Genomic DNA, 24,025 nt, shown 5'->3' on the forward strand with positions numbered 1-24,025 from the left:
GAGAGGTGTAAAGATGGCAAAACATGATGACAAAAAGATACTTAAGTGCTCTTTTTGTGGAAAAAGTCAAGATCAAGTAAGAAGACTAATCGCAGGACCAGGCGTTTATATATGTGATGAATGTATAGAATTATGTTCAGAAATAATAACAGAAGAATTTGATGAAAATATAGTGTTGGATACAAGCGCATTACCAAAACCTGCAGAGATAAGAGCTTATCTTGATCAGTATGTTATAGGGCAAGATGTATCTAAGAAAGCATTAGCAGTAGCGGTATATAACCACTATAAAAGAATTAATGCTAGTGTTGGTTTAGAAGAAGTAGAACTTCAAAAGAGTAATATATTATTATTAGGACCTACTGGATCAGGTAAAACATTAATGGCTCAAACTTTAGCTAAATTATTAAATGTTCCTTTTGCAATAGCTGATGCTACTACATTAACAGAAGCTGGTTATGTAGGAGAAGATGTTGAAAATATTCTACTAAAACTTATTCAGAATGCAGATTATGATGTAGAAAAAGCAGAAAAAGGGATAATCTATATTGATGAAATAGATAAAATAGCTAGAAAAACTGAGAATACTTCTATTACAAGGGATGTTTCTGGTGAAGGAGTACAACAAGCTTTACTAAAAATTCTTGAAGGTACAGTTGCATCAGTTCCACCTCAAGGTGGTAGAAAACATCCACATCAAGAATTTATACAAATAAATACTGCTAATATTTTATTTATTTGTGGTGGAGCTTTTGATGGTGTTGAGAAAATAATAGAAAAAAGAACTAGAAAAAGCACACTTGGATTTGGTGCTGATATAGAATCTAAAGAAAATAAAGATGTTGGAGAGCTATTGAAGAATATCTTGCCAGAAGATCTTTTGAGATTTGGTCTTATTCCTGAATTTGTTGGAAGGTTACCAATTGTTGTTACTTTAAATTCTCTTGATACTGAAGCTTTAGTTAAAATCTTACTTGAGCCAAAGAATTCTTTGGTAAAACAATATAAAAAGCTTCTATTAATGGATAATGTAGAATTAGATTTTACAGAGGAAGCTTTAAAAATGATAGCGGCTAAAGCCATTGAGAGAAAAACTGGAGCAAGAGGATTAAGATCGATTATCGAGGATTTTATGAGAGATATCATGTACGATATTCCTACAAATGAAAAAATTGTTAAGGTTATCGTTAATGAAGATGCAATATCTTCAAATAGCCCAGAGCTGGTATATACAGATGAAGAAACAAGGCCTCAAATTACAGAGAAAAAAAGAAAAATTAAAAAAAGAGATATAGAAACTGCTTAAACTGCTGAATTTCAGCAGTTTTTTTTAAAATCTAAAACAATTATAGAATATTTAAACAATAAAGGTAAATAATAAGAAGTGAGATAATTAAAAATACAAGGAGCTGATAATTTGACTAACTCTATATTTACCTTTTTAAATTTTGTCTTTACTTCTATAATTGCTTTATATTTTTATAATGCATTAAAAGAACAAAAAAGTCATAAAATTGTTGGAACTACAGATAATAATAAGAAATCTAAAAAATTAGAGGAATTAAGAAAAATATCATTAACTGAACCTTTAACTGAAAAAAGTAGACCTAGTAAATTTGACGAGGTTGTAGGACAAGAAAATGGAATAAAAGCACTAAAAGCTGCATTGTGTGGACCAAACCCACAACATGTAATAATTTATGGACCGCCAGGTGTAGGAAAAACAGCAGCAGCAAGATTAGTGTTGGAGCATGTTAAAAAACTTGAAATATCTCCTTTTAATGAAAAATCTAAATTCATTGAAATTGATGCTACAACGGTGAGATTTGACGAGAGAAATATAGCAGATCCATTAATTGGTTCTATACATGACCCTATATATCAAGGAGCGGGACATTTAGGAGTAGCAGGAGTACCACAACCAAAGCCAGGTGCGGTAACAAAAGCTCATGGAGGTATATTATTTATAGATGAAATAGGAGAATTACATCCTATTGAAACGAATAAATTATTAAAAGTAATGGAAGATAGAAAGGTTTTTTTTGAAAGTGCTTACTATAATTCAGATGATCCAAATACACCACAATATGTAAAAGACATTTTTGAATATGGACTTCCAGCAGACTTTAGATTGATAGGTGCTACAACTAAAAGCCCTAATGAAATATGTCCTGCCATAAGGTCTAGATGCATAGAAGTTTTTTTTAGAAGTTTAAATAAGATGGAAGTAAAAATAATAGGGAAAAACACAATTAATAAAATAGGGTATTCAGTTAAAGAAGATGCCTTAGAATTAATTTCTCAGTATTGTACTAATGGGAGAGATACTGTAAATTTAATTCAATTAGCTGCAGGATTAGCTTTGAGTGAAGAAAGAAAAATGATTAAAGTGGAAGATTTTAAATGGGTAATTGAAAATGGACACTATTCAATTAGAATGGATAGTAAAATTTCAAGTAAACCTGAAATAGGATTAGTTAATGGTTTAGCAGTGTATGGGGGAGACATAGGTACTATGCTTGAAGTAGAAGCTTCTTCAAAAAAAGTATTAAAAGGCAAAGGAAAACTAACTATTACAGGAATTGTAGAAAGTGAACGAGTAAAAAATAGTAATAAATCCTTTATGGGAAAGAGTACAGCTAAGGCTTCGGTGGAGAATGTTTTAACTATTATGGAAAATATATTTAACATTTCTACTAGTGAATATAATATTCATGTGAATTTTTCAGGAGGAGTACCAATTGACGGGCCATCTGCTGGAATTACAATTGCCACAGCAATTTATAGCTCAATAATGAAACAACCAGTAAAAAATGATATAGCAATGACAGGTGAGATTTCATTACATGGAAATGTAAAACCTATTGGAGGAGTAAATGAAAAAATTCAAGCAGCAAAAGAAGCAGGAGTTAGAATTGTTATAATTCCTTTTGGCAATTGGGATAGTAAATTTCAAAAATTAGAGGATATAACTATAGTTCCTGTTAAAAAAATAGAAGAAGTTATATCTTTAGCCTTAATAGATAAAGCAATATCTAAGGAGAATTACAGTAAATCAATTAGTACTAGTTCAAATACTGAAGTTTTGACGGCTAAAAGTAGGTAAAAGTATGGTTTTTACTTGAAATCCTTAAGTTTCTTACTTCAAATGTTTAATTTTATTGAAAAATTATAGTTTTATATGTATAATAGCATAGTATAAATTAGTTAATACATAATATGGTATGAAATTTGTTAATTAAGAAATGAGGGAAAAAAATGGAGAATAGAATAGAGAAAATGCCTCTAATTCCTTTAAGGGGGTTAATAATATTTCCTCAAATGGTTTTACACTTTGATGTTGGGCGTGAAAAATCTTTGCTGGCTTTAGATGAGGCTATGTTAAAAGAACAAAAGATATTTTTAACTTCTCAAAAGGATGCTAAAGTTGAAGATCCTGAAAAAAGTGATATAAAAGAAATTGGGACTGTATGTAATATAAAACAAATTCTTAAGTTGCCAGGAAATAACGTTAGGGTATTAGTTGAAGGAGAAGAAAGAGCAAGACTTCTAGAAATTACAGAAAATGAGCCATTTTTAATGGCAGAAGTCCAAATTATTGAAGATGCTAAATATGAAGATGACAAAAATTGTGAAGCTTTAATGAGAGCTGTTAAGAGAACATTTAAAGAATATTTAAAGATATCAAATGGAGGATCAACAGATACTTTATTTACTTTGGATGATATAGATGAACCTGGTTATTTATCAGATATAGTTAGTGGATATATAGAGCTTAAAGAGGCTGTTAAACAAGAAATATTAGAAGCTATAGATGTATTAGATAGATTAGAAAAAATTCTAATAATTTTAAAAAATGAAATAGAAATTTTAAAAGTTGAAAAAAAAATAGGATTAAAAGTTAAAAACAAGATTGATAAATCACAAAGAGAATATTTTTTAAGGGAACAACTTAAAGCTATAGAAGAAGAATTAGGAGAAAATGAAGACGATAAAAAAGAAATAAATGAATATAAAGAAAAAATAGAAGAAGCAAAACTTCCTAAAGAGATAAAAGAAAAGGCTTTATATGAGTTAAATAGACTTTCCAAAATGGGGAATTATTCATCAGAAAGTGGAGTAATAAGAACTTATTTGGATTTAGTAATTAGTTTGCCTTGGAATAAGAAAACAAAAGATAGCTTAGATATAAATAAAGCTAGAAAGATTTTAGAAGAAGAACACTATGGGTTAGAAGATGTAAAAGAACGAATTATTGAATACTTAGCTGTAAAAAAGATAAGTAAGTCTTTAAAAGGGCCTATTTTATGTTTAGTTGGTCCTCCAGGTGTTGGAAAGACATCTATTGCACGTTCAATAGCAAAATCTGTGAATAGAAATTTTGTTAGGATGTCATTAGGTGGGGTTAAAGATGAAGCAGAAATAAGAGGACATAGAAAAACTTATGTAGGAGCCATTCCAGGAAGAATTATTTACGGAATGAATAAAGCAAAATCTAAAAATCCTTTATTTTTATTAGATGAAATTGATAAAATGAGTAATGATTTTAGAGGGGATCCTGCAGATGCGTTGCTTGAAGTATTAGATACAGAACAAAACAATACTTTCAGAGATCATTATTTGGAATTAGAGTTTGATTTGTCTTCGGCTATGTTTGTAACAACAGCAAATACTTTAGATACAATTCCAAGACCGTTATTAGATAGGATGGAAATAATTCAAGTATCAGGATATACCTATGAAGAAAAATTTAATATAGCAAGAAATCATTTGATCCCTAAACAGATTGCTGAACACAATATGAAAGACACAAAAATCAGTTTTTCTAATAGCGCTATTTACTCAATTATAGAAAATTATACAAGAGAATCTGGAGTTAGAAGTTTAGAAAGAGCAATTGCTACGGTTATAAGAAAAGCTATAACTGATATAGTTGAAAACAATAAAAAAAGTATTCATGTATCTGTTAATCACGTTAAAAAATATTTAGGTATTGAAATTTTTACATCTGATATTATTAATAAAGAAGATAAAGTAGGTGTAGTTACTGGTTTAGCATGGACTGGATATGGTGGAGATACACTTCCAGTAGAAGTTGCAGCTATGAAGGGCAGTGGTAAATTCCAACTAACAGGTCAATTGGGAGATGTTATGAAAGAATCTGCTCAAACAGGATATAGTTATATTAGAGCAAATGCAGATAAATATAATATATCAGAAAAATTTTATGAAACTTTAGATTTGCATATTCATGTTCCGGAAGGAGCGGTTCCAAAAGATGGTCCATCAGCAGGTATAACAATGATAACTGCAATGGTATCTGCTTTAAGTGGTAAAAAAGTTAATAGTAGTATTGCTATGACGGGTGAAGTTACACTAACAGGAATTGTATTACCTATAGGTGGATTAAAAGAAAAGACGTTGGCAGCATTTAGAGCTGGAATCAAAACTATTATTATACCAAAAGCAAATGAAAAAGATTTGAAAAAAGTGCCTAAAAGTATATTAAGTAAAATTAAGATTATACCAGTAGAAAATGTTGAAGATGTACTTAGACATGCACTTATAGAGGAGAATTTGAATGAAAATTAATACTTCAGAATTTATTATATCCGCTGTGAAACCAGAGCAATATCCTACGGATGATAGAGTGGAAATTGCTTTTGCAGGTAGATCTAATGCGGGTAAATCATCGTTAATTAATACTGTGTGTAATAGAAGAAAATTAGCTAAAACCAGTGGAACACCTGGAAAAACAAGATTAATAAATTTTTTCTTGATAAATGGAGAATTCTATTTTGTAGATTTACCTGGATATGGATTTGCTAAGGTGGCAAAGACAGAGAAAGATAAATGGGGCAATATGATAGAAAAATATTTAACTATAAGAGAACCTTTGAGAAAAATTGTTTTATTAATTGATTCAAGGCGTAAACCTACTGAAGATGATATTGCTATGTATAATTGGATAAAATATTATGGATATGAGGCCATTGTAGTAGGAACTAAATGTGATAAGCTAAAAAGAAGTGAATATAAGAAAAGTGAAAAGCAAATAAAAGAAACTTTAATGCTAAGTAGCGAAGATAAATTTTTATTCTTTTCATCCCTGAAGAAAACAGGAGTTGAAGAGTTTTTAGAAATGCTAGATGAAGCATTTGAATAAAAAAAACAAGTAGTTTTATAACTACTTGTTTTTTTTGTGTGTCAAATTAAGCTATGCAAGAATAATATATATTAGAACAAAAGATGATATGAAGGAATCCAAAGGAGGGGAAAAAAATGGATATGTCTCAAATAGGAAATATGGTTTCAATGTTGAACAGTATGGGAGGAGTTGACTTTAATAATCTTCTTAAATCTTCAGGTCTTGGCGATAAAGCAGGTGGAGAGGGTTGCGATACAAATAGAACTAACTCAAGTTCTTTAATTCTAATAATTCTTATAGTTTTATTATGTTGTTGGAAGAAAAGAGGGCTAGGGTTTGGAACAGGATGTGGAAACAACTACAATAACAATTGTTTAGATGATTGTTGCTGCTTATGCAAGAAAAAAGACAGGAAACATTGTGAAAAATTAAAGAAAAAGATTAGAAAAGCTAAATGTCAATGCTGTGGACAAAATGAATGTTGTGAAAGAGATAATTGCTGTGGTGGAAGCTATGGAAATAACAGCTGCGGATTAGGTGGTTTCGGAGGCTTTGGAAATTGTTTTGGAAATCAAGGATCAGGAATCATAGTATGGATTATATTTGCAATACTCATTTTGAAAAAATTAAATTGTGGTGCAAATGGATTAAACAGTATTTTTGAATCACTAGGGGATAAAGATGAATGTGATAATTGCTTAGATTAATATAAAGTTTAATGGTAGCAAAATTTACTATAAACCAAAGCCCAGAAAGGGGGGTTAACGATGTCAAAAAATTGTGGATGTAATAATAAAAGTTGTGGAATAGACCCATGCAAATGTGCATTATTTTTATTAGTTCTTAGCAGAGCTGGAATAATAAATCAATGTACAGGAACAATCCTAGTATATATTTTCTTATTATGCTGTGGATTTGGATGCCAAAGTGGAAGCTTATGCTGTAACAGATAGAAAATATTAAATTTAGAAACCAAAAATTAAAAACCAAAGCCCGGAAAGGGGGGTTAACAATGTCAAAAAAATGTAAATGTGAAAGTAAATGTGGAAACAAATGTGGAGCTATAGGAATAGACCCATGTAAATGTGCATTATTTTTATTAGTTCTTAACAGAGCAGGAATAATTTCACCTAATACAGGAACTATATTAGTATTCTTATTCTTACTTTGCTGTGGAGGTTGTGGTGGAAACGCTACTCAAGGATTATGCTGTAATCGCTAGAAATGATATTCAAAAATCAAGTTTATAAAAAATGATTTACATTAAACCAATGTCATAAAAAAGAATAATTAGCCCCAATATTAGAAGTTTAGTATTATTATTCTTTTAAGACAAAGGAAAAGGCAGAGATTGATTATTAAGCTGCTGTAGAAAGAATTTAGGGAGGGTTTTACCCTCCTTATTATGTATAATTGAGGTGGGAGAATGTCAAAACATAAGCATCATAGGGAAAGAGACTATGGTAATAGAGAAACAAATAGTAATGGATTAGGCTCAATTTTTCAGAATTTTGATTTAAATAGTTTAACTTCTATACTTGGGAATATTGATATAAATACAATGATGCCTATAATAAATACATTAATGGGCAATATGAAGAATATTAGGAACAATGCTACTAATAGTAATAAACAAGAAAATATAGATTTAAATAGTTTATTCCAAAATTTTAATAATAATTTTAAAAATGATGATAATAATAACATTAGTGAAAATAATAATATTGAAGAAAATTTAAAGGATATAATTGATCAATTTTCTCAATATTATAATCAAAGTAGTAATTGTAATTCTGAAGAAGATATAGTAGAAGAAGGATTTGTAGAAAAAATAGATGATTATACAATCGATACCAATAATGTTGAATATAAAGATAACTTTAATGCAAATTATTTAGATAATTATGAAAATGATGAGATGGTTACTTTATTGGAGTCTTTAAAAAATATTGCAAACAAAGAAAATATTAAAAAAATAGATAAAATTATACAAAAATATATTGAAGAAAATGAATAATTTTTTTGGAATGGGGAAGTATATATAATGTAATGTAGAGGGAACAAAAATCCCTTACACTAGTGCTAAAACCCCCCATCCCCCTTAATATGACCGCTTTGCGGTCATATTTTTTAGTTTATATTATTGATAGAAGATATTGAAACTATTTTAAAGTTGGTATCGTTATTACCTTTAGCAACTACTTTGTAAGTATAGTTAGTAATTTTATCATTATTTGAAACATCTTTACCGCTGAAAGATAAATACCACTCTATTTCTATAGGGTATCCATCATCATTTGATTTTACATCAATAAAATAAGCATCCTGAAAAGTAAAAGAAGTTTCATCTTCTTTTAGAGTGATTAAGGTATTCATGCTTTTAGAGTCTAGGTCTTCAATAGTATAATCCTTTAAAAGAGAGTCAAGAGAATCTTTGCTTTTACAGGTCAAAAAATATGTAAGTTTGGTTATTAAAGTTTTACAGAAAAAATTTTCATCACTCTTCTGGTCATAGGTAAACTCTTGAAATTTATTTTTTATAAAAATATAACTATTAATACTCATACCTTTCGCTGAAAGGTTAGCACTAATTAATTTAGGGGTTTTGTTATTGCTAGTATCAAGAAAACCCAATATGTTATTATTTTTAAAGAAAATATTTTCGAAGGAATGAGAGGTAGCATTATATTTAATTATACTGCTACCAGCTACATCGTTAAAACAAGATTGTAAAAAAATTTCAGGAATACTATCTCTGTTAATATCTAAAAAATTCACCTTTATAGGCCAGTATTCAGAATAATTACCGTAAGAAGAAACATTCTTATCAGGCGCTACAATTAAACTTTGGGAATTAGTGTTTATATTTAAGGAATAATTATTATTTTTATTTATTATGTATAAATCATCCTTAATACCATCACCAGTTAAATCTAGTCCATATTTTTCTTCAGAAGATTTTTCAGAAAAAGTAGGGTCCGTGTTATATTGTTTATTTACTTTAATAAAAAAGAAAAATAAAATAAAAAGAATCAATATAAGACATAAATAATATAAATGTTCTTTTTTTATAAATAATACATTAAATTTCATATCTATCACCTCACCTATTAATATGAGGCAACGAATAAAATTATTAACAAAAAAAATAGGCTTTCGCCTATATATTATTGCAATCTGAGCAAGTTCCATAAAAATATACTTTATTAGATAAGATAGTATAATCTGAATAATCACTCACTGTATCGTTCAAATACATTAAATTTATGCCCATAATATCATCTACTCTACCACAAGATAAACATTGTATATGTGGATGGGATTCTACTTCAGCATCATACCTAAAATTACCTTCACCAACATTTAATTCTTGAACTAAATTCACAGCAACTAATGTTTTAAGAGCTTTATAAACTGTAGCCAAACTCATAGTTGGATATTCTGGTTGAAGTGCTTTATAAATAGATTCTGCAGATGGATGTTCTTTGGTCGATTTTAGATACTTATAAACCGCAATTCTTTGAGGTGTTAGCTTTAATTTTTTATCTTTAAATACGCTAGTAATACTCTCCAAAGCAACCAACCTTTCTTATTTATATTTATATAGTTATTATATAATAAAGATTATTAATTGTCAAATTAAAATAATTATATTAAGTTTTATTTCAAAAATTTAATATTAATTCAAATTATTATCTTAAAAATCACTTTTAATTAATATAATTATAAGGAGAGGGGGCAGTAATATTTGAAAAAAACTTATGTGTTAGATACAAATGTTATTTTGCATTCACCACAATCAATTTTGAGTTTTCCAGATGCAATTGTTATTATTCCAGAAATTGTTCTTGAAGAGTTGGATACTTTTAAGAAAAATAAAGATGAACTGGGTGCAAATGCAAGGCATGCTGCCAGATTGTTGGATTCATTAAAAGAAAAGGGTAAATTGTATCAAGGAGTACAATTACCTAATGGTGGGATTTTGAGGGTTGAAATGAATCATTATGATACTCAGATTCCCTCTTCTTGGGACAAAGAAAAAGCTGATAATAGAATAATTCAGATTTGCAAAGGGCTAAAAGAAGACAAGGAAGATGTTTGTTTAATAACCAAAGACATTTTTGAGAGGATAAAAGCAGATTCTTTAGATATAGACACAGAGGATTATAATGAAAAAGTTGTACCAGAATTTGAAAGTCAATATACAGGAAGAAAAGAGATATATGTATCTGATGAAAATATTAATAAATTTTATTTGGAAAAAGAATTAGATATAAATAATATTACTATATATGACAGCGAAGGAAACATAATGGATAAATTAAAGTTTTATTCTAATGAATTTTTGCTAATGCATTCTTGTGAAAAAAGTAAACATTCAGCTTTGGCAAAGATACGGAAAAACAAAATTATTTCTTTGGTTTATAAAGAAATAAATCCTTTTGGAATAATACCTAGAAACATTGGACAAAAATTTATGTTAGAAGCTCTTTACAGTAGTGCAAAAGAAATACCGCTGGTAATTATAAAGGGGCCAGCAGGAACGGCAAAAACATTATTTTCAATTGCGGTTGGGTTACAGAAAATATTAGAAGAATCTAATAATGAGTTTAGAAGAATTTTAGTTTGCAGAGCAAATGTGACTATGGATGAGGAAATAGGATATTTGCCAGGTACAGAGCAAGAAAAAATAGCACCTTTTATGCGACCTATTCTTGATAATTTAGAGATATTAATTGATTCAGATGAAAAAGAAAGATATAAAAATGAAAAAGAACTTTATGATAAAATAAGAGAATTATTTGATAGAAGAATAATTACAACAGAAGCTGTGGCTTTTTTAAGAGGAAGATCTATAGTGAAAAATTGGGTTATTATTGATGAAGCTCAAAATCTTACTCCAAAACAAGTTAAAGCTATAACCACAAGAATTGGAGAAGGATCAAAACTTATATTGATAGGAGATCCTGAACAAATAGATCACCCATTTTTAGATTATAGATCAAATGGACTATGTTACGCGTCAGAAAGAATGAAGGGAAGTACATTATGTAGTCAAGTGACTTTAAAATATGATGAATGTGAAAGAAGTCCACTTGCATATGACGCTTCAAAAAGATTATAGGTTTAATAATTAGAACATGTAAATTTTTATAAATTCATGTTCTAATTTTGTTTATATTTCTTTACTTTTATTGTAAAATTAAATATACAATGAAAACAAGGGGATAAACATATGAAGGATTGGCTTTTGACAACTAAAATGATGATTACTTTTTTTTGTGTAGCTACTTACTTTAATATAAATAGCACAAAGAATGAGTATATAGTGTTAATTGTTTTAATATATAGTGCCATTAACATAGTGTTATATGTATTAAATAATAAAAAATGGATTGAATTATTACAAATTTTATCATTAATAATTTGTTTAATAAGTACATTTGGGGTACATAAAATGTTTTTAATTTTAGCGATTTCTAATATATATGAGATAATATATATTTTAAAAGGGAAAATGTATGAAGCTTTAGTCATAAATTTGATATTAGGTTTTTTTGTTGGAACATCAATAATAACCTTTTTTTCATTTATAGCAGCATTAACATATATTATATATTATAATTTTTATAATAATGAGGAAAAAATGTTGAAGTATGAGGAAAATATTTACAATCTTAGAATAAAAAATGAAACATTAAATAAAAGTTTGAATAAAGATTTTGAATATGAGAGTCAAATAAAATACATGTCACAATTAGAAGAAAGAAATAAAATAGCTCAAGAGATACATGATAATATTGGACATACTATTTCGGGAACTTTGATGCAACTTGAGGCAACAAAGTACGTGATAGATAAAGATAAAGAAAAATCAAAAGAACTTTTACAAAATAGTATTGATGTATTAAGAGATGGAATGGAGAGCATAAGAATTACATTAAGAAATATTAAACCTCCAAAAGAGCAAATTGGGATTAATGAAATAAAACTTATTATAAATAAATTTAAATATAGAAGTGGAATAAATGTTAATTTAATTTTTGATGATAACATAGATAAATTATCTTTTAATCAATGGAAAACAGTAAAAATAAATTTAAAAGAAATATTAACAAATGCAATTAAATATTCAAAAGCAGCTAATATAATTGTATCTTTTACAGCTTTAAATAGGATTATAAAATTGGAAATCAAGGATGATGGAGTAGGATGTTTAAATTTAAATAAAGGATTAGGGTTTCAAGGAATAGAAGAAAGATGTGAAAATTTGAACATTAAAGTTATAATTGATGGAAGTAATGGTTTTTCTGTTATAATGTTGATACCAATTAGTAGAGGAGAGATAAAATGAGTGCATTAATAAGAATGCTTATTGTCGATGATGATCCTTTAATTAGAAATAGTTTAAAAATTATTTTAGAAATGGATGATAATATAGATGTAGTAGGAATAGCTGAAAATGGATTTGAAGCAATAAAAATTTGTAAAACCCATTCTATTGATATAGCATTGTTAGATGTAAGAATGCCAGTAATGAATGGAGTAGAAGCAATAAAAGATATTTGTATGAATACAAGTACTAAATGTATTATGCTTACCACTTTTGAAGAAGATCAGTATATTGCAGAAGCTTTAAATAATGGAGCAAGAGGATATTTATTGAAAAATAATCCTCCGGATAAGATTATTGATGCAATAAAACTAGTTTATAGTGGAAATACAGTATTTGGAGAAGTTGTTTTGGAAAGATTAAAAAGCTCAATTAGTAAAGGAAATAGTAATGATAATGAAAATGCTTTTAAGGAAGAAAGCTTTACAGATAGAGAATGGGATGTAATAAAAGCTATAGCATCAGGATACTCTAATAAAGAAATTTCTTCAGAATTATTTATATCAGAAGGAACTGTAAAAAATTATATAAGTAATATATTATCTAAAACTGAATTAAAACATAGAACTCAAATAGCAATAAAATATTTGGAGAATAAAAGATAAAATGATATAATAAAGCGATATTATGTTTCATATGATGAAATAGTAAGTGGGAGGAAAAAGAAATGAGTGATAATTTGGTTCAATCTGTGGAAAGATCTATGATTCTACTAGAAAAATTAGCAGAAGAAAAAAATGGAATAGGCATAACAAGACTTTCTGAAATGGTAGGATTACATAAAAGTACTGTACATAGACTTTTAGGTACTTTGATGTCTAGAGGATACGTGGAGAAAAAATTAGATAGTGATAAATATAAATTAGGGAAAAAGATTTTATTTTTAGCTAGTTCAATTTTAGATAGTATGGATTTAAGAAAAATAGCAAGTCCATATTTAAGAAAACTTGCTAACAATACGCAAGAGGTAGTTCATCTTTCTATATTAGATGGTGATGAAGCGGTTTATGTGGATAAAGTAGAAGGTGATTATATGAATTCTAGTGTGAGGATGAATTCTCAAATAGGTAAAAGAGTTCCCTTATATTGTACAGCTGTTGGAAAAATTTTGGTGTCTCACTTAGATAATGCACATATAAAAGCTATGGTGAAAGAGGAAGACATGATTAAGCTTACTGAAAAAACTATAACTAATATTGATGATTTTATAAAAGAAATAGATTTTGTAAGGGAAAAGGGTTATGCTTTAGATGATGTGGAAAATGAAGAAGGTATTAGATGTGTGGCAGTACCTATTTATGATAAGGATGGTAAAATAACAGCCTCTGCTAGTGTATCAGGTTTAACTATTATATTAAATGGAGAAAAATTGGAATCAGTAAAAGAAGAATTAATTAAAACATCTAAGTTAATCTCCTACCAGCTAGGATACCTTGAGTAAATAAATATTTTGTAGTCCACGGTTTAAAGGTAAAAGAAAAGAAAATAAGAAAATATGGTATGGAGGAAGCCTTATGCTACAAAATGGCTACCCATGCCAATATTTATTTAAAAGAATTTTAAAAATAACACTAGAAATTTATTTTGAAAAGTGATATTATAAAGGGGAAGAAAATATTTGAAATAGAGTTTCGTATTATGGAACATTTTATTTTAAACTTTGCATAAAACGAAGTTTCATAATATGAAATAAAATAATTAATTATAAAACCATAGTTTCATAAAATGAAACATAAATAGGAGGGTAATAATGAAAAGGATTAAAATCATAAACGATATGTTAGAATCAGGTGTAGTAGCGGTTATAAGAGCAGAATCAAAAGATGAGGCTATAAAAGTTATTGACGCAGTTAAAAAAGGTGGAATAAAAAGTTTAGAAATAACAATGACAGTTCCAGGTGCTATCGATATTATTAAAGAATTATCTGAAATTTATAAAGATGAAGATGTTATCATAGGTGCTGGAACAGTATTAGATCCAGAAACAGCAAGAGCTTGTATATTAGCAGGAGCTAAATACATAGTTAGCCCAACTTTTAGTGCTGAAACAGTAAAATTATGTAATAGATATAGAGTGCCAGTTATGCCAGGAGTTATGACTGTTAAAGAAGTTGTTGAAGCTTTAGAACTTGGTGTTGAAGTTTTAAAAGTATTCCCAGGTGGAGCTTTTGGACCTTCTATAATAAAAGATTTCAAAGGACCTATTCCACAAGGTAACTTTATGCCAACAGGTGGAGTATCACTTGATAACGTAAAAGATTGGATAAAAGCTGGAGCAGTTGCAGTAGGAACTGGAAGTAGTTTAACAGCTGGAGCTAAAACAGGAAACTATGATTTAGTTACTGAAACAGCAGCTGAGTTTGTAGAAGAAGTAAGAAAAGCTAGAGCAGCTTTAAAATAATTAAATATGACTTTAGTCACATAGCAAAAATGACTTTCTTTACTAAAAAGAAAGTCATTTTTTTTATATAATTAATTATATTAGAAAAAGTAAGGGAGGGTGTCATAATGAGTATTGTTAAAATAAATAATCTATACAAAAAATTTGGTGACAATATAGCAGTTGACAGTATAAATATTACTATTAATCAAGGTGAAGTATATGGCCTTTTAGGACCTAATGGAGCAGGGAAGAGTACTATTATAAATATTATGAGTGGTTTGTTAAAAATGAATAAAGGGAGTATAGAAATTCTCCAGAAAGACTTAGGTAAAAATTCAAAATTTATTAAAAGGAACATTGGGGTAGTACCGCAGGAATTAGCAATTTATGAAGAACTTACAGCTTATGAAAATGTTAAATTTTTTGCAAGTTTATATGGGTTAAAAGGTAGTGAATTAAAAAATAAAACTTTTGAAGCCCTAGAATTCGTGGGATTGAAAGAAAAGGCTAAAGAGTATCCAAAATCTTTTTCAGGAGGTATGAAAAGAAGATTAAACATTGCTTGTGCCATAGCTCATACCCCTAAATTAATAATAATGGATGAGCCAACTGTGGGAATAGACCCACAATCAAGAAATCATATTCTTAAATCAGTAAAGAAATTAAATGAAAAAGGAAGTACAATAATTTATACTACACATTACATGGAAGAAGTAGAAACTATTTGTACTCGAATAGGAATTATCGATCATGGGAAATTAATTGCAGAAGGAACAAAAGAAGAATTAAAAGCAATAGTTACTGATAAGAAAAATATTAAGCTTGTAGTTGATCAAATAGATAATATTAATATAAAGGAATTGCAAAATATAACAGGAGTTTTAAGTGTTGAGTTTAATGAAGATATAGTAAATATTAATAGTAATAAAGAAACTAATAATCTAGATAAAATAATTTTGTATTTTACAAACAATAAAATTTCTATAAGGAATATTACTTCTACAGAACCTAATCTTGAAACAGTTTTTCTTACTTTGACAGGACGAAAACTTAGGGATTAAAGGAGGGTGTTATGAGTATTTTAAATATTATACTAAAGGATGTAAAGATTCAATTTAAACAAAAAAGGGTGCTGGCTATAATGATTATTTTTCCCATTGTTTTAATGGTGATTTTAGGAACAGTTTTTAATAATGATTCAAATAATGGAGCTATTGAGGATTTTAATGTAGCTTATGAATTTATTGGAGAAGGACCAATAACAGAAGCAACGCAAAGTATGATGGAGGATTTGAGTAGTACTGAAGATATTATTTTTACCAAGGTTGAAAATCAAAGTGAGGCTATGAAGGATATAAAAAGTGTTAAGTATGCTTGCTTTATTGTAGTGAATGAGGATTTGAAAGAAATAAAAATTTATGAAAATGAAAGATTTAACTTTGAAGCCTCTATTATGGAAACAATAATGTCTACTTTTGTTCAAAGGTATAATACTATAGTGGAGATTGTGAAAGTTGATCCGCAATTATTAGCTAATTTGCCTGAAGATACAATTTCTAATAAAAAATTTGTAGGTATAAATTCAGTTGAACCTACAAGAACTGCAAGTGCTTTAGATTACTATGGAGTAACTATGTTAACCTTGATAATACTATACTCTTCAATGTCAGGGGCATATTCAACTAAGAGCGAAAAGCTAAAAAAAACTATGGATAGAATGGTAATTGCACCAATAAATAAGATGAATATTTTTATTGGATCAACACTAGGAATAGTCTTATCCACTATTATTCAGATGATTATAGTTTTCTCCTTTAGCAAATATATTTTGAAGGTTTATTGGGGAGAACATATTATAGCTGTTTTATTAATTATTCTTTCATTAATTATTATGTCAGTATCTATGGGAATAGCCTCAGGTTATATTTTTAAAAATGATAGTGCTATGGATGCATTTTTAAATCTACTTATTCCAGTGATGGCTTTTCTAGGAGGAGCATACATTAATATAACAGGAATAAATAACAAAACATTTATGTTATTATCAAAATTATCACCAGTAAAGTGGGTTAATTCAACTATTTTTAATATTGTTTATAATAACAACTTTAGTGATTTTGGAATAACAATTGGCATTAATATTGGAATAGCTATTTTATTAATGATAATATCAACTATAAGTTTCAATAAGGAGGTGAGTTAGATGAAAAATGTAGTATTAATTGCAGTTAACTTCTTAAGAGTTACTTTTAAGAAGAAAAGTAGTATTTTTGTTTATATTATTTTACCTATAATAGTAACTTTAGGGATAGTTATGCTATATTCTGGTGCTGGCTCTAGAGAAACATTAATTGGTTTATCAAATAAGGATAATGAAATATTGTCTTATGACATGATAGAGTATTTAGAAGCTACAGGGAAATTCACTTTTGTAGAAATTAAAGAAGCAGAAATCAATGAAAAGGTGGCAAAAGGAGATGTGGATTTAGTTTTAACTATACCCAAGGGATTTACTGATAGCGTTTATAATAATGAAATAAAAGAATTAAGAATCACCTCTATAAAAGGTATGGATGTAACAGCTTGGATAGAGAGCTATATAAATCTTTATGTAGAAAATTTACAATATATAGCTAAGGCATCTTCTAGAGATAAAGAGGTATTTGAAAAAATATATACTAACTTAAAAAGTAGTGAGCTATCATTGGTTAAAGAAAAATTAGAAGATGAATATGTGGGGAAGGCTGTTTCACAACAAGGAATTGGATTTTTTATTCTTTTCGTACTTCTAGGAACAACATCTGTAACTCAATTGGTATTAAAAGAAAAAAATGAAAAAACTTATAATAGAATATGCTATTCTCCTGTTACATCAAAGGAATATGTTCTAGGTAATGTTTTAGCAAATTTAATAATACTAGTGATTCAAATAAGTTTATTGGTTTTTGTAGCTTTTAAGTTATTAAATATAAATATTCATATGTCTTCTTGGATATTGTTTATGATTTTAATGTTATTTGGTTTAGCGGCAATAGGTATTGGAATGGTGATAATTTCATTTTCTAAATCAACCGCTGAAGCAGGAAATCTTTCTACACTGATTATAACTCCAACATGTATGTTGGGGGGATGTTTTTGGCCTAATAATATTATGCCAGATACTTTAACTAAAATTGCTAATTTTACTCCTCAAAAATGGGTAATGGACACAATCATAAGTATTCAATCCGGAAATACAATTAAAGAAGTTTCTATAAATATAATAATAATAATTTTATTTGCTTTAGTTTTTTTCTCTATAGCTGCATTTAAAATGAAATCCTCAGATAAAACTGGAAGCTTTATTTAGCATTGTTAAAGGCTTTAATTTAAAGTATAATAAAAGAGTTAGCTGAAATTGATTTTCAGCTAATTTTTTTCGCACGGAAGTTTTGTTACAAATAAAGATTTTCGGGGAAAATCACCCATAACTGTGAACTGTGAATTGTGCACTGTGAACTGAATTTCAAGGAGGATAACATGAGATTAAGAAAAAAATGGTGGGTAAGGCCAGAACTTGAGGCAAGCCCTATATTTAAGTCCCTAGATCAAGCAAAAGAAACAAAGGGAAACTGGAAGCAAGAGTTTAATAATGAGAATAACATATATTTAGAACTAGGCTGTGGCAGAGGTGGATTTACTGCAGAGCTAGCTAAAAGAAATTTAGATAAAAATGTTGTGGCTATTGATTTAAAAGACGAAATATTAATTCATACTTTAAATAATTTAAAAGACAATGAAGTGGAAAATGCAAGAATAATAGCTACTAATATTATTTTTATACCTGAAATTTTTGATGAAAATGAGATAAGTAGAATTTATATTAATTTCTGTAATCCTTGGCCAAAGGATAGGCATAAAAAAAGAAGATTAACTCATAGTAGTTTCTTAAAGTTATATAAAGGCTTTATTAAACCAGGTAGTGAGATAAGATTTAAAACTGATGACTTAGAATTATTCGAAGAATCCTTTGAGTACTTTGAAGAAAGCGGTTTTGAAATATTATATAAAACATATGATTTGCACAATAGTGAGTATGCAGAACAAAATATAATGACAGAATATGAAAGCAAATTCAAAGAATTAGGAATAAAAACAAAATTCCTTTTAGCAAAACTAAAATAAAATATTTTACTTAAACATAAATAATATTTCTATTTATACAGATAATATAAGTAAATAGGAGGGATTATTATGGATAGAAAATACAAAATAGTTGCAGTTCAAAAGGACAAAGGTGGAGAAATCCAATCTTACAAATTAGATAATGATAAAATTTTATCTAAAAAAGAAGCAGTAGATCTTGCTAAGGATGGCGCTATTGAAGGTGTCTTAGTATCTATGTCTAAGCTAGGCGAAGAGTATTTAAGAAGCAATCCAGATAGTGTTTCTGATAACAATTTAGATAATTTGCCAATTATTGGTGACAATCTAATGATTTAAGCTTAAATATATAATTACAATGAATAAATCATATAATAAATAACAGTTAAAAATGTTTCTATAAACCATATGTGTTTTTAGGGGCATTTTTTATTGTTTTCATATAAGCAAGGCATAATCCAAAACATTCTGTAATTATTTGAATTATACCTTATTATTGGATTTCATAGGCTGATTTTTAAGTTTAATATGAAGTTCACTAGCAATAAAAATTATTATTGGTAGAATGACTTGAAATAAAAATGAATAGTAGGGCCAAAGGTGTAAGGCAAAAAAGGGAACATCCATAAGACTGTCATAAAAAGTGATTGATAAAATAACCATGGATACACCCATAGGAAAAACAATAACCTTGTAGTCATTAAAATTAAATAACTTAGAAACGCCTTTACATGTAGCTAAAAGACATATACTAACTTTTGTCACTACGCCTATAAAAAAAACTAGAGCTATCACTATCTCAACACGTTCAAATAAGCCACCTAGATTAATCCTTTTAAAGGTTGCATAAGTAGAGTAATTATACATTCCGGCTATAGAGGGGCCTAAAACCAATATATTCATTATACAAATTATTAATAGAAGTAAGCCACCTAAAAGAATGCCCATCTTATAAATATTATGTGCAGCTTTTTCTTTAAAACCAGTAAAAACCATAGTGAAAATAATTATTTGTGCAAAAGGAAAAGAAAAAACTAAGAATGATGCTTTTAATACTGGTTTAAAGCCATTATATAGTATAGGAGTTAAATTATTTATATTGATATCTTTAAATAAAAGTATAATTAAGAAGAAATAAAGGAATTATTAATAAAAGAATTCCCACTTCACCACATCTACCAAGAATATTTATGCCAAAGCTTACACCTTCTACGCAAAGAATAGCTACGAAAATAGTTGTTATAATTAACGGGGTGCTTTGTAAAGATACGCTATTCATAAAATACACAAAATTACCCAATACGCCAGCACCCATTTCAAGGGAAAAATGTATAAATAATATAATCATAAATTTGCCAAAAAACTTTCCTAAAACAATTTGTACAATATCAAAAAGGTCTTTACCTGGAAAGAGATAAAGAAGACGTTCAAATATAAGAATCATAGGAAGTGTAAAAATCATAGCTAGTAAAAGAGCTAACCAAGCATCCTGTTTTGCAGCAATTCCAGGTGTGATTATTGTAGAAGTACCTGAAATAAACAAAACAATTAAAATAACTCCTTGCTTAAAGGAAAGAGTTTCATTTTTCATATAATTCCCCCAATTACTTAATAATTAAATTAAGCAACTTATTAATAATGAAAACTTGAGTAGGTATTTTAATCCCTAAGCTTAGTAAAATACTAAATGAAAAACATATTATCATTATTACCATGTATAAAATAAATTCTTTTAATTTACCTTTTTTTATTAAAGGAATACCATTAAAATAAAAAACTACTAGAAAGGCAAGTATAATAATAAAAATAAGCACTTTTTATTCACCTTTTTCTATATAAAATGCAATTCTTGTTGCTAAAATAAGTTGGAAATTATTCTCCGTAGTAGCTTTCCCCTATTAATTTAATTTATTAGTAAGTGATAGAAAAATAAGTGTAAAGAAATATTTTTTTTATGTGTAATAATTGAACAATTAAAGAACTGATTATATTATATGTAAGATTTACAATTAATGAAGAAAACAACAAAGGGAGTTCACAAAGTGAACTCCCTTTTAATATATTATTTTTTATTTTCAACTAAGTAAGCATAGTAAATATTTTTTTAACTAAAGTGTTTTTCTTTGTCTTATTATATTTCTTAAAGACCAACTATTTATAAAATACTACTATCCTCTAAAAATTTAATCTGGTACATTGGTCTATCCCCTTTCTATTAGCGAATCTTATAGTTTATCTAATGAAGGTTAATACTCTGGTGGAATCACTTCCCTTTCTTGTACTAATTTAAATCTGTTACTTGGTATGTATTTATAATAACACAACATTCTGTATTTGTAAACATTTATTTTCAAATAACAATAAATATTAATAAATATTCAATCGCTAAAAAAAGAAATAAAATTTCTGAGTAACAATAATTTTGGGCTATTAATAATATTATTAATAGAAGTAATATTTAGGAGAAGATAAATGAGTTCAAAACATGGATATAAAAATAATACTCACTTAAAAAAATTTTACCCTGCATTGAGAAATAATATTTATGGAAGTAGCTACGGATATATTGATCATAGTGGAAAGTTTATAATTAAACCCAAATATGAAAGAGCTGAGGATTTTAATGAATTAGAAATAGCTTTAGTGGCAGAAAATAATTTAATGGGGGCAATAAATACTAAGGGAGAGTATGTTATTAAACCTATTTATGATAGTATTAGCTCTTTTAAAGGGAATCGTGGAGTTTATGTATTAGATGGAAGTATGGGAGTTATGGACGAAAAAGGTGATACTATTACAAGTAAAAAATATGATTTTATAAGTGATTATGCAGAGGAAAGAGCGGTTATAGGAACAAATGATTCTACAGGAACATATTTTTATGGATATATTGATGAAGAAGGAAATGAGATTATACCTCCTAAGTTTTTACAAGCAAATAATTTTATAGATGGAGTAGCCTTAGTTAAAATTAATGAAGAAAGATATGGATTAATTGATAAGAATGGAAATGTTATAAATACTTATAATTATGGCATTGTAAGTCAATATGGGGATGGAGTTATGGTTTTTGCAAATTCCTTTGATGGTCCCTATGGATATATAAACCAGCAAGGGCAAGAGGTTATAAAACCTATATATAAAGCAGCACAGGGCTTTAAGGGTGGAGTTGCTGTTGTAAGTAGTGAAGATGCATATAATGGTCCTTATGGATTGATTGATTTAAAAGGGAAATATGTATATCAGCCTATTTATAGTAAAATAAATTATTTGGGAGAAGAAAGAGTTGCGCTAGGACTTCCTATTGGTGATGATAAATTTATAAGTTCAAGTATTTATGCTATTGGAGATACTACAGGTAAAAGGTTCACAGATTTCAAATATTTAGTGGTAGGGGATTATAATAAAGAATTAGCTTATGCTTCAGATAATCAGTACACTTTTTTTATTGATAAAAGTGGAAATATAAAGAGAAGATTTCCTGTGGTAAGAGGAAGCGGAGATTTGGAAGTTAAGGATAATATTATATTTGCAAATATAGATTATTGTCAATATTATTTAACAAAAGAAGGTACTATTATTTATAAACCTAATAACACTGTAAGATTGAGCAAAAAATATTCAATTTCAAAAATTAAATATAGGCCAAATATAAATTATTTAATATATAATCCAAAAGTAAATAATGTAGCTAATAAAAAAGTAGAGAAAAATATAAATAAAAAATTAATTAAAATGTCTTACTTTAAGCCTTTATTTGAGGAAAATGTGAAAGAACCATACATTGTTAAACCGGAAGATGTTTTGAATTATAGTTATTATGGAGATTTCAAAGTGGAATTTTTTAAGAAGAATTTATTAGTTCTTGACCTTGTAGGATATTATTATCCCTTTGGGGCAGCTCATGGAATGCCTACTAAGAAAACACCAAGTATAAATTTGGCAACTGGAAAGTTTTATACATTGGGTGATTTATTTATGGGGGGAGTTAATTGGGTAGGAGAATTAAATAAGATTATTGATAATATGATTAAAACTGATCCACAATATGAATATGTTTATAAGGATGCTTTTAAAGGAATAAATGAAGAACAAAGTTTTTATATTGATGAAGAAAATTTATATATTTATTTTCCACCTTATGAAATAGGTCCATATGCAGCAGGATTTGTTACTTTTAAAATACCTTTCGAAGAAATTCAAGGAATGATAAACAAGAGAGGAGAATTTTATAAGTCTTTTAATTAAGGTTCTTTGAGAAGTTACAGTAGAATTGTAGAAGTTTAAATTTAAGTATATTTGGGTTATAATATTAATATAGAAATTAATTGGAGGTGTATGGATGTTATCAAATAATGAGTTTATAAGCTTTGAAGAGTTTGTGAAGATGGATAATTCTACAGAGGATTCATTGGAATATATTGAGGGACAAATATATCTTCAAGCATCACCTTCAACAGTACACCAAAGGATTTCAGTGAATTTAACAGGGGAATTTAGAAACTATTTCAAGAAAACTAAATGTGAACTGTTTCATGCTCCTTTTGATATAATATTAGAAAATGAAGAAGATAAATATCCTAATAAATTAATTCCTGATATTTCTGTTATATGTGATAAAAATGGGTTGAATGAGAAAAACTATGTAGGAGTACCGACATTAATTGTAGAGATATTAAGTCCTTCAAACCAATCTCACGACTTAGTTACAAAAATGAATTTATATCAAAGATTTGGTGTTAGAGAATATTGGATAGTAAATCCTAAACTTAAATCAATACAAATATATTCATTAAATGAAGAAGGATTTTATAATCAAGTAGGTGTTTATAAAAATAGTGACATTGTAAATTCTTTTATTTTTGAAGGATTATCAATAAGTTCAGAAGATATATTTTAGAATTAGTTTATCAAGAAGCTTTGACTTAAGTTTGACTTAAGGTTGAGGCTTTTTATT

Annotated in this window: 22 protein-coding genes and 1 pseudogene; 20 read left to right on the top strand and 3 right to left on the bottom strand. The window is 27.9% G+C overall.

Annotation, left to right across the window (positions count from 1 at the left end; genetic code table 11):
• The first annotated feature begins 13 nt into the window (after positions 1-13).
• The 8 genes from clpX (at position 14) to BUB83_RS13735 (ending at position 8,165) form a co-directional block, all read left to right on the top strand.
• Complete coding sequence (clpX, locus tag BUB83_RS13700) at positions 14-1,306, top strand: ATP-dependent Clp protease ATP-binding subunit ClpX (RefSeq protein WP_073339033.1); 1,293 nt, start codon at positions 14-16, stop codon at positions 1,304-1,306.
• Positions 1,307-1,417: 111 nt separating this feature from the next.
• A complete protein-coding gene (gene lonB / locus BUB83_RS13705) occupies positions 1,418-3,106 on the top strand; it encodes an ATP-dependent protease LonB (protein ID WP_073339034.1) in 1,689 nt (562 codons plus the stop codon).
• A 152-nt stretch (positions 3,107-3,258) separates the two neighbouring features.
• On the top strand, positions 3,259-5,592 hold the full coding sequence (lon, locus tag BUB83_RS13710) for an endopeptidase La (RefSeq protein WP_073339035.1): 2,334 nt from the start codon (positions 3,259-3,261) through the stop codon (positions 5,590-5,592).
• Positions 5,582-6,166, top strand: a complete 585-nt coding sequence (gene yihA / locus BUB83_RS13715; protein ID WP_073339036.1) for a ribosome biogenesis GTP-binding protein YihA/YsxC — start codon at positions 5,582-5,584, stop codon at positions 6,164-6,166. Before lon ends, yihA begins: the two co-directional genes overlap by 11 nt.
• Before the next feature lie 116 nt (positions 6,167-6,282).
• Entirely contained in the window at positions 6,283-6,855 is a 573-nt protein-coding gene (locus BUB83_RS13720; protein ID WP_073339037.1) for a hypothetical protein, read from the top strand.
• Positions 6,856-6,915: 60 nt separating this feature from the next.
• A complete protein-coding gene (locus tag BUB83_RS13725; protein ID WP_073339038.1) occupies positions 6,916-7,101 on the top strand; it encodes a hypothetical protein in 186 nt (61 codons plus the stop codon).
• A 59-nt stretch (positions 7,102-7,160) separates the two neighbouring features.
• A complete protein-coding gene (locus tag BUB83_RS13730; protein ID WP_073339039.1) occupies positions 7,161-7,370 on the top strand; it encodes a hypothetical protein in 210 nt (69 codons plus the stop codon).
• 204 nt (positions 7,371-7,574) lie between these two features.
• The gene (locus BUB83_RS13735; RefSeq protein WP_073339040.1) at positions 7,575-8,165 is read left to right on the top strand and encodes a hypothetical protein; all 591 of its coding nucleotides are present in this window, start codon (positions 7,575-7,577) and stop codon (positions 8,163-8,165) included.
• Positions 8,166-8,278: 113 nt separating this feature from the next.
• On the opposite strand, the gene BUB83_RS13740 is transcribed toward BUB83_RS13735, so the two are convergent.
• A complete protein-coding gene (locus BUB83_RS13740) occupies positions 8,279-9,241 on the bottom strand; it encodes a hypothetical protein (RefSeq protein WP_073339041.1) in 963 nt (320 codons plus the stop codon).
• Positions 9,242-9,308: 67 nt separating this feature from the next.
• Positions 9,309-9,722 (bottom strand): transcriptional regulator PerR, encoded by a 414-nt coding sequence (gene perR / locus BUB83_RS13745; RefSeq protein ID WP_073339042.1) that lies wholly within the window; start codon positions 9,720-9,722, stop codon positions 9,309-9,311.
• A gap of 174 nt (positions 9,723-9,896) precedes the next feature.
• Between perR and BUB83_RS13750 the strand changes: the two genes are divergently transcribed.
• The 10 genes from BUB83_RS13750 to BUB83_RS13795 all read left to right on the top strand — a co-directional run bounded on the left by BUB83_RS13750 (position 9,897) and on the right by BUB83_RS13795 (position 19,407).
• Positions 9,897-11,273, top strand: a complete 1,377-nt coding sequence (locus tag BUB83_RS13750; protein ID WP_073339043.1) for a PhoH family protein — start codon at positions 9,897-9,899, stop codon at positions 11,271-11,273.
• A 111-nt stretch (positions 11,274-11,384) separates the two neighbouring features.
• A complete protein-coding gene (locus BUB83_RS13755; protein ID WP_073339044.1) occupies positions 11,385-12,503 on the top strand; it encodes an ATP-binding protein in 1,119 nt (372 codons plus the stop codon).
• On the top strand, positions 12,500-13,147 hold the full coding sequence (locus BUB83_RS13760; RefSeq protein ID WP_073339045.1) for a response regulator: 648 nt from the start codon (positions 12,500-12,502) through the stop codon (positions 13,145-13,147). Before BUB83_RS13755 ends, BUB83_RS13760 begins: the two co-directional genes overlap by 4 nt.
• 62 nt (positions 13,148-13,209) lie before the next feature.
• The gene (locus BUB83_RS13765; RefSeq protein WP_073339046.1) at positions 13,210-13,983 is read left to right on the top strand and encodes an IclR family transcriptional regulator; all 774 of its coding nucleotides are present in this window, start codon (positions 13,210-13,212) and stop codon (positions 13,981-13,983) included.
• A gap of 309 nt (positions 13,984-14,292) precedes the next feature.
• Positions 14,293-14,943: a bifunctional 4-hydroxy-2-oxoglutarate aldolase/2-dehydro-3-deoxy-phosphogluconate aldolase gene (locus BUB83_RS13770; RefSeq protein WP_073339047.1), complete on the top strand. Its 651-nt coding sequence runs from the start codon at positions 14,293-14,295 to the stop codon at positions 14,941-14,943.
• Between the two features lie 107 nt (positions 14,944-15,050).
• Positions 15,051-15,986, top strand: coding sequence for an ABC transporter ATP-binding protein (locus tag BUB83_RS13775; protein WP_073339048.1), 936 nt, complete (start codon positions 15,051-15,053; stop codon positions 15,984-15,986).
• Positions 15,987-15,997: 11 nt separating this feature from the next.
• Complete coding sequence (locus BUB83_RS13780; protein WP_073339049.1) at positions 15,998-17,128, top strand: ABC transporter permease; 1,131 nt, start codon at positions 15,998-16,000, stop codon at positions 17,126-17,128.
• On the top strand, positions 17,129-18,274 hold the full coding sequence (locus BUB83_RS13785; RefSeq protein WP_073339050.1) for an ABC transporter permease: 1,146 nt from the start codon (positions 17,129-17,131) through the stop codon (positions 18,272-18,274).
• A gap of 170 nt (positions 18,275-18,444) precedes the next feature.
• A complete protein-coding gene (trmB, locus tag BUB83_RS13790; protein WP_073339051.1) occupies positions 18,445-19,089 on the top strand; it encodes a tRNA (guanosine(46)-N7)-methyltransferase TrmB in 645 nt (214 codons plus the stop codon).
• 69 nt (positions 19,090-19,158) lie between these two features.
• Complete coding sequence (locus BUB83_RS13795) at positions 19,159-19,407, top strand: DUF3892 domain-containing protein (protein WP_073339052.1); 249 nt, start codon at positions 19,159-19,161, stop codon at positions 19,405-19,407.
• Positions 19,408-19,551: 144 nt separating this feature from the next.
• Here the strand turns inward: BUB83_RS13795 and BUB83_RS22965 are convergent.
• Positions 19,552-20,659 (bottom strand): annotated as a pseudogene (locus BUB83_RS22965) (GerAB/ArcD/ProY family transporter).
• Between the two features lie 881 nt (positions 20,660-21,540).
• Between BUB83_RS22965 and BUB83_RS13815 the strand changes: the two are divergent.
• Both BUB83_RS13815 and BUB83_RS13820 read left to right on the top strand, forming a co-directional pair.
• Positions 21,541-23,316: a WG repeat-containing protein gene (locus BUB83_RS13815; protein WP_073339056.1), complete on the top strand. Its 1,776-nt coding sequence runs from the start codon at positions 21,541-21,543 to the stop codon at positions 23,314-23,316.
• A 94-nt stretch (positions 23,317-23,410) separates the two neighbouring features.
• Entirely contained in the window at positions 23,411-23,968 is a 558-nt protein-coding gene (locus BUB83_RS13820; protein ID WP_073339057.1) for a Uma2 family endonuclease, read from the top strand.
• Positions 23,969-24,025: the final 57 nt, after the last annotated feature.

The sequence above is a fragment of the Clostridium grantii DSM 8605 genome (assembly GCF_900129965.1).
GTDB lineage: Bacteria > Bacillota > Clostridia > Clostridiales > Clostridiaceae > Clostridium_AF > Clostridium_AF grantii.

Coding starts and splice junctions, on each gene's coding strand:
- clpX (WP_073339033.1), top strand. CDS start 14: ATGGCAAAACATGATGACAAAAAGATACTTAAGTGCTCTTTTTGTGGA.
- lon (WP_073339035.1), top strand. CDS start 3,259: ATGGAGAATAGAATAGAGAAAATGCCTCTAATTCCTTTAAGGGGGTTA.
- yihA (WP_073339036.1), top strand. CDS start 5,582: ATGAAAATTAATACTTCAGAATTTATTATATCCGCTGTGAAACCAGAG.
- BUB83_RS13720 (WP_073339037.1), top strand. CDS start 6,283: ATGGATATGTCTCAAATAGGAAATATGGTTTCAATGTTGAACAGTATG.
- BUB83_RS13725 (WP_073339038.1), top strand. CDS start 6,916: ATGTCAAAAAATTGTGGATGTAATAATAAAAGTTGTGGAATAGACCCA.
- BUB83_RS13730 (WP_073339039.1), top strand. CDS start 7,161: ATGTCAAAAAAATGTAAATGTGAAAGTAAATGTGGAAACAAATGTGGA.
- BUB83_RS13735 (WP_073339040.1), top strand. CDS start 7,575: ATGTCAAAACATAAGCATCATAGGGAAAGAGACTATGGTAATAGAGAA.
- BUB83_RS13740 (WP_073339041.1), bottom strand. CDS start 9,241: ATGAAATTTAATGTATTATTTATAAAAAAAGAACATTTATATTATTTA.
- BUB83_RS13755 (WP_073339044.1), top strand. CDS start 11,385: ATGAAGGATTGGCTTTTGACAACTAAAATGATGATTACTTTTTTTTGT.
- BUB83_RS13760 (WP_073339045.1), top strand. CDS start 12,500: ATGAGTGCATTAATAAGAATGCTTATTGTCGATGATGATCCTTTAATT.
- BUB83_RS13765 (WP_073339046.1), top strand. CDS start 13,210: ATGAGTGATAATTTGGTTCAATCTGTGGAAAGATCTATGATTCTACTA.
- BUB83_RS13770 (WP_073339047.1), top strand. CDS start 14,293: ATGAAAAGGATTAAAATCATAAACGATATGTTAGAATCAGGTGTAGTA.
- BUB83_RS13775 (WP_073339048.1), top strand. CDS start 15,051: ATGAGTATTGTTAAAATAAATAATCTATACAAAAAATTTGGTGACAAT.
- BUB83_RS13780 (WP_073339049.1), top strand. CDS start 15,998: ATGAGTATTTTAAATATTATACTAAAGGATGTAAAGATTCAATTTAAA.
- BUB83_RS13785 (WP_073339050.1), top strand. CDS start 17,129: ATGAAAAATGTAGTATTAATTGCAGTTAACTTCTTAAGAGTTACTTTT.
- trmB (WP_073339051.1), top strand. CDS start 18,445: ATGAGATTAAGAAAAAAATGGTGGGTAAGGCCAGAACTTGAGGCAAGC.
- BUB83_RS13795 (WP_073339052.1), top strand. CDS start 19,159: ATGGATAGAAAATACAAAATAGTTGCAGTTCAAAAGGACAAAGGTGGA.
- BUB83_RS13815 (WP_073339056.1), top strand. CDS start 21,541: ATGAGTTCAAAACATGGATATAAAAATAATACTCACTTAAAAAAATTT.
- BUB83_RS13820 (WP_073339057.1), top strand. CDS start 23,411: ATGTTATCAAATAATGAGTTTATAAGCTTTGAAGAGTTTGTGAAGATG.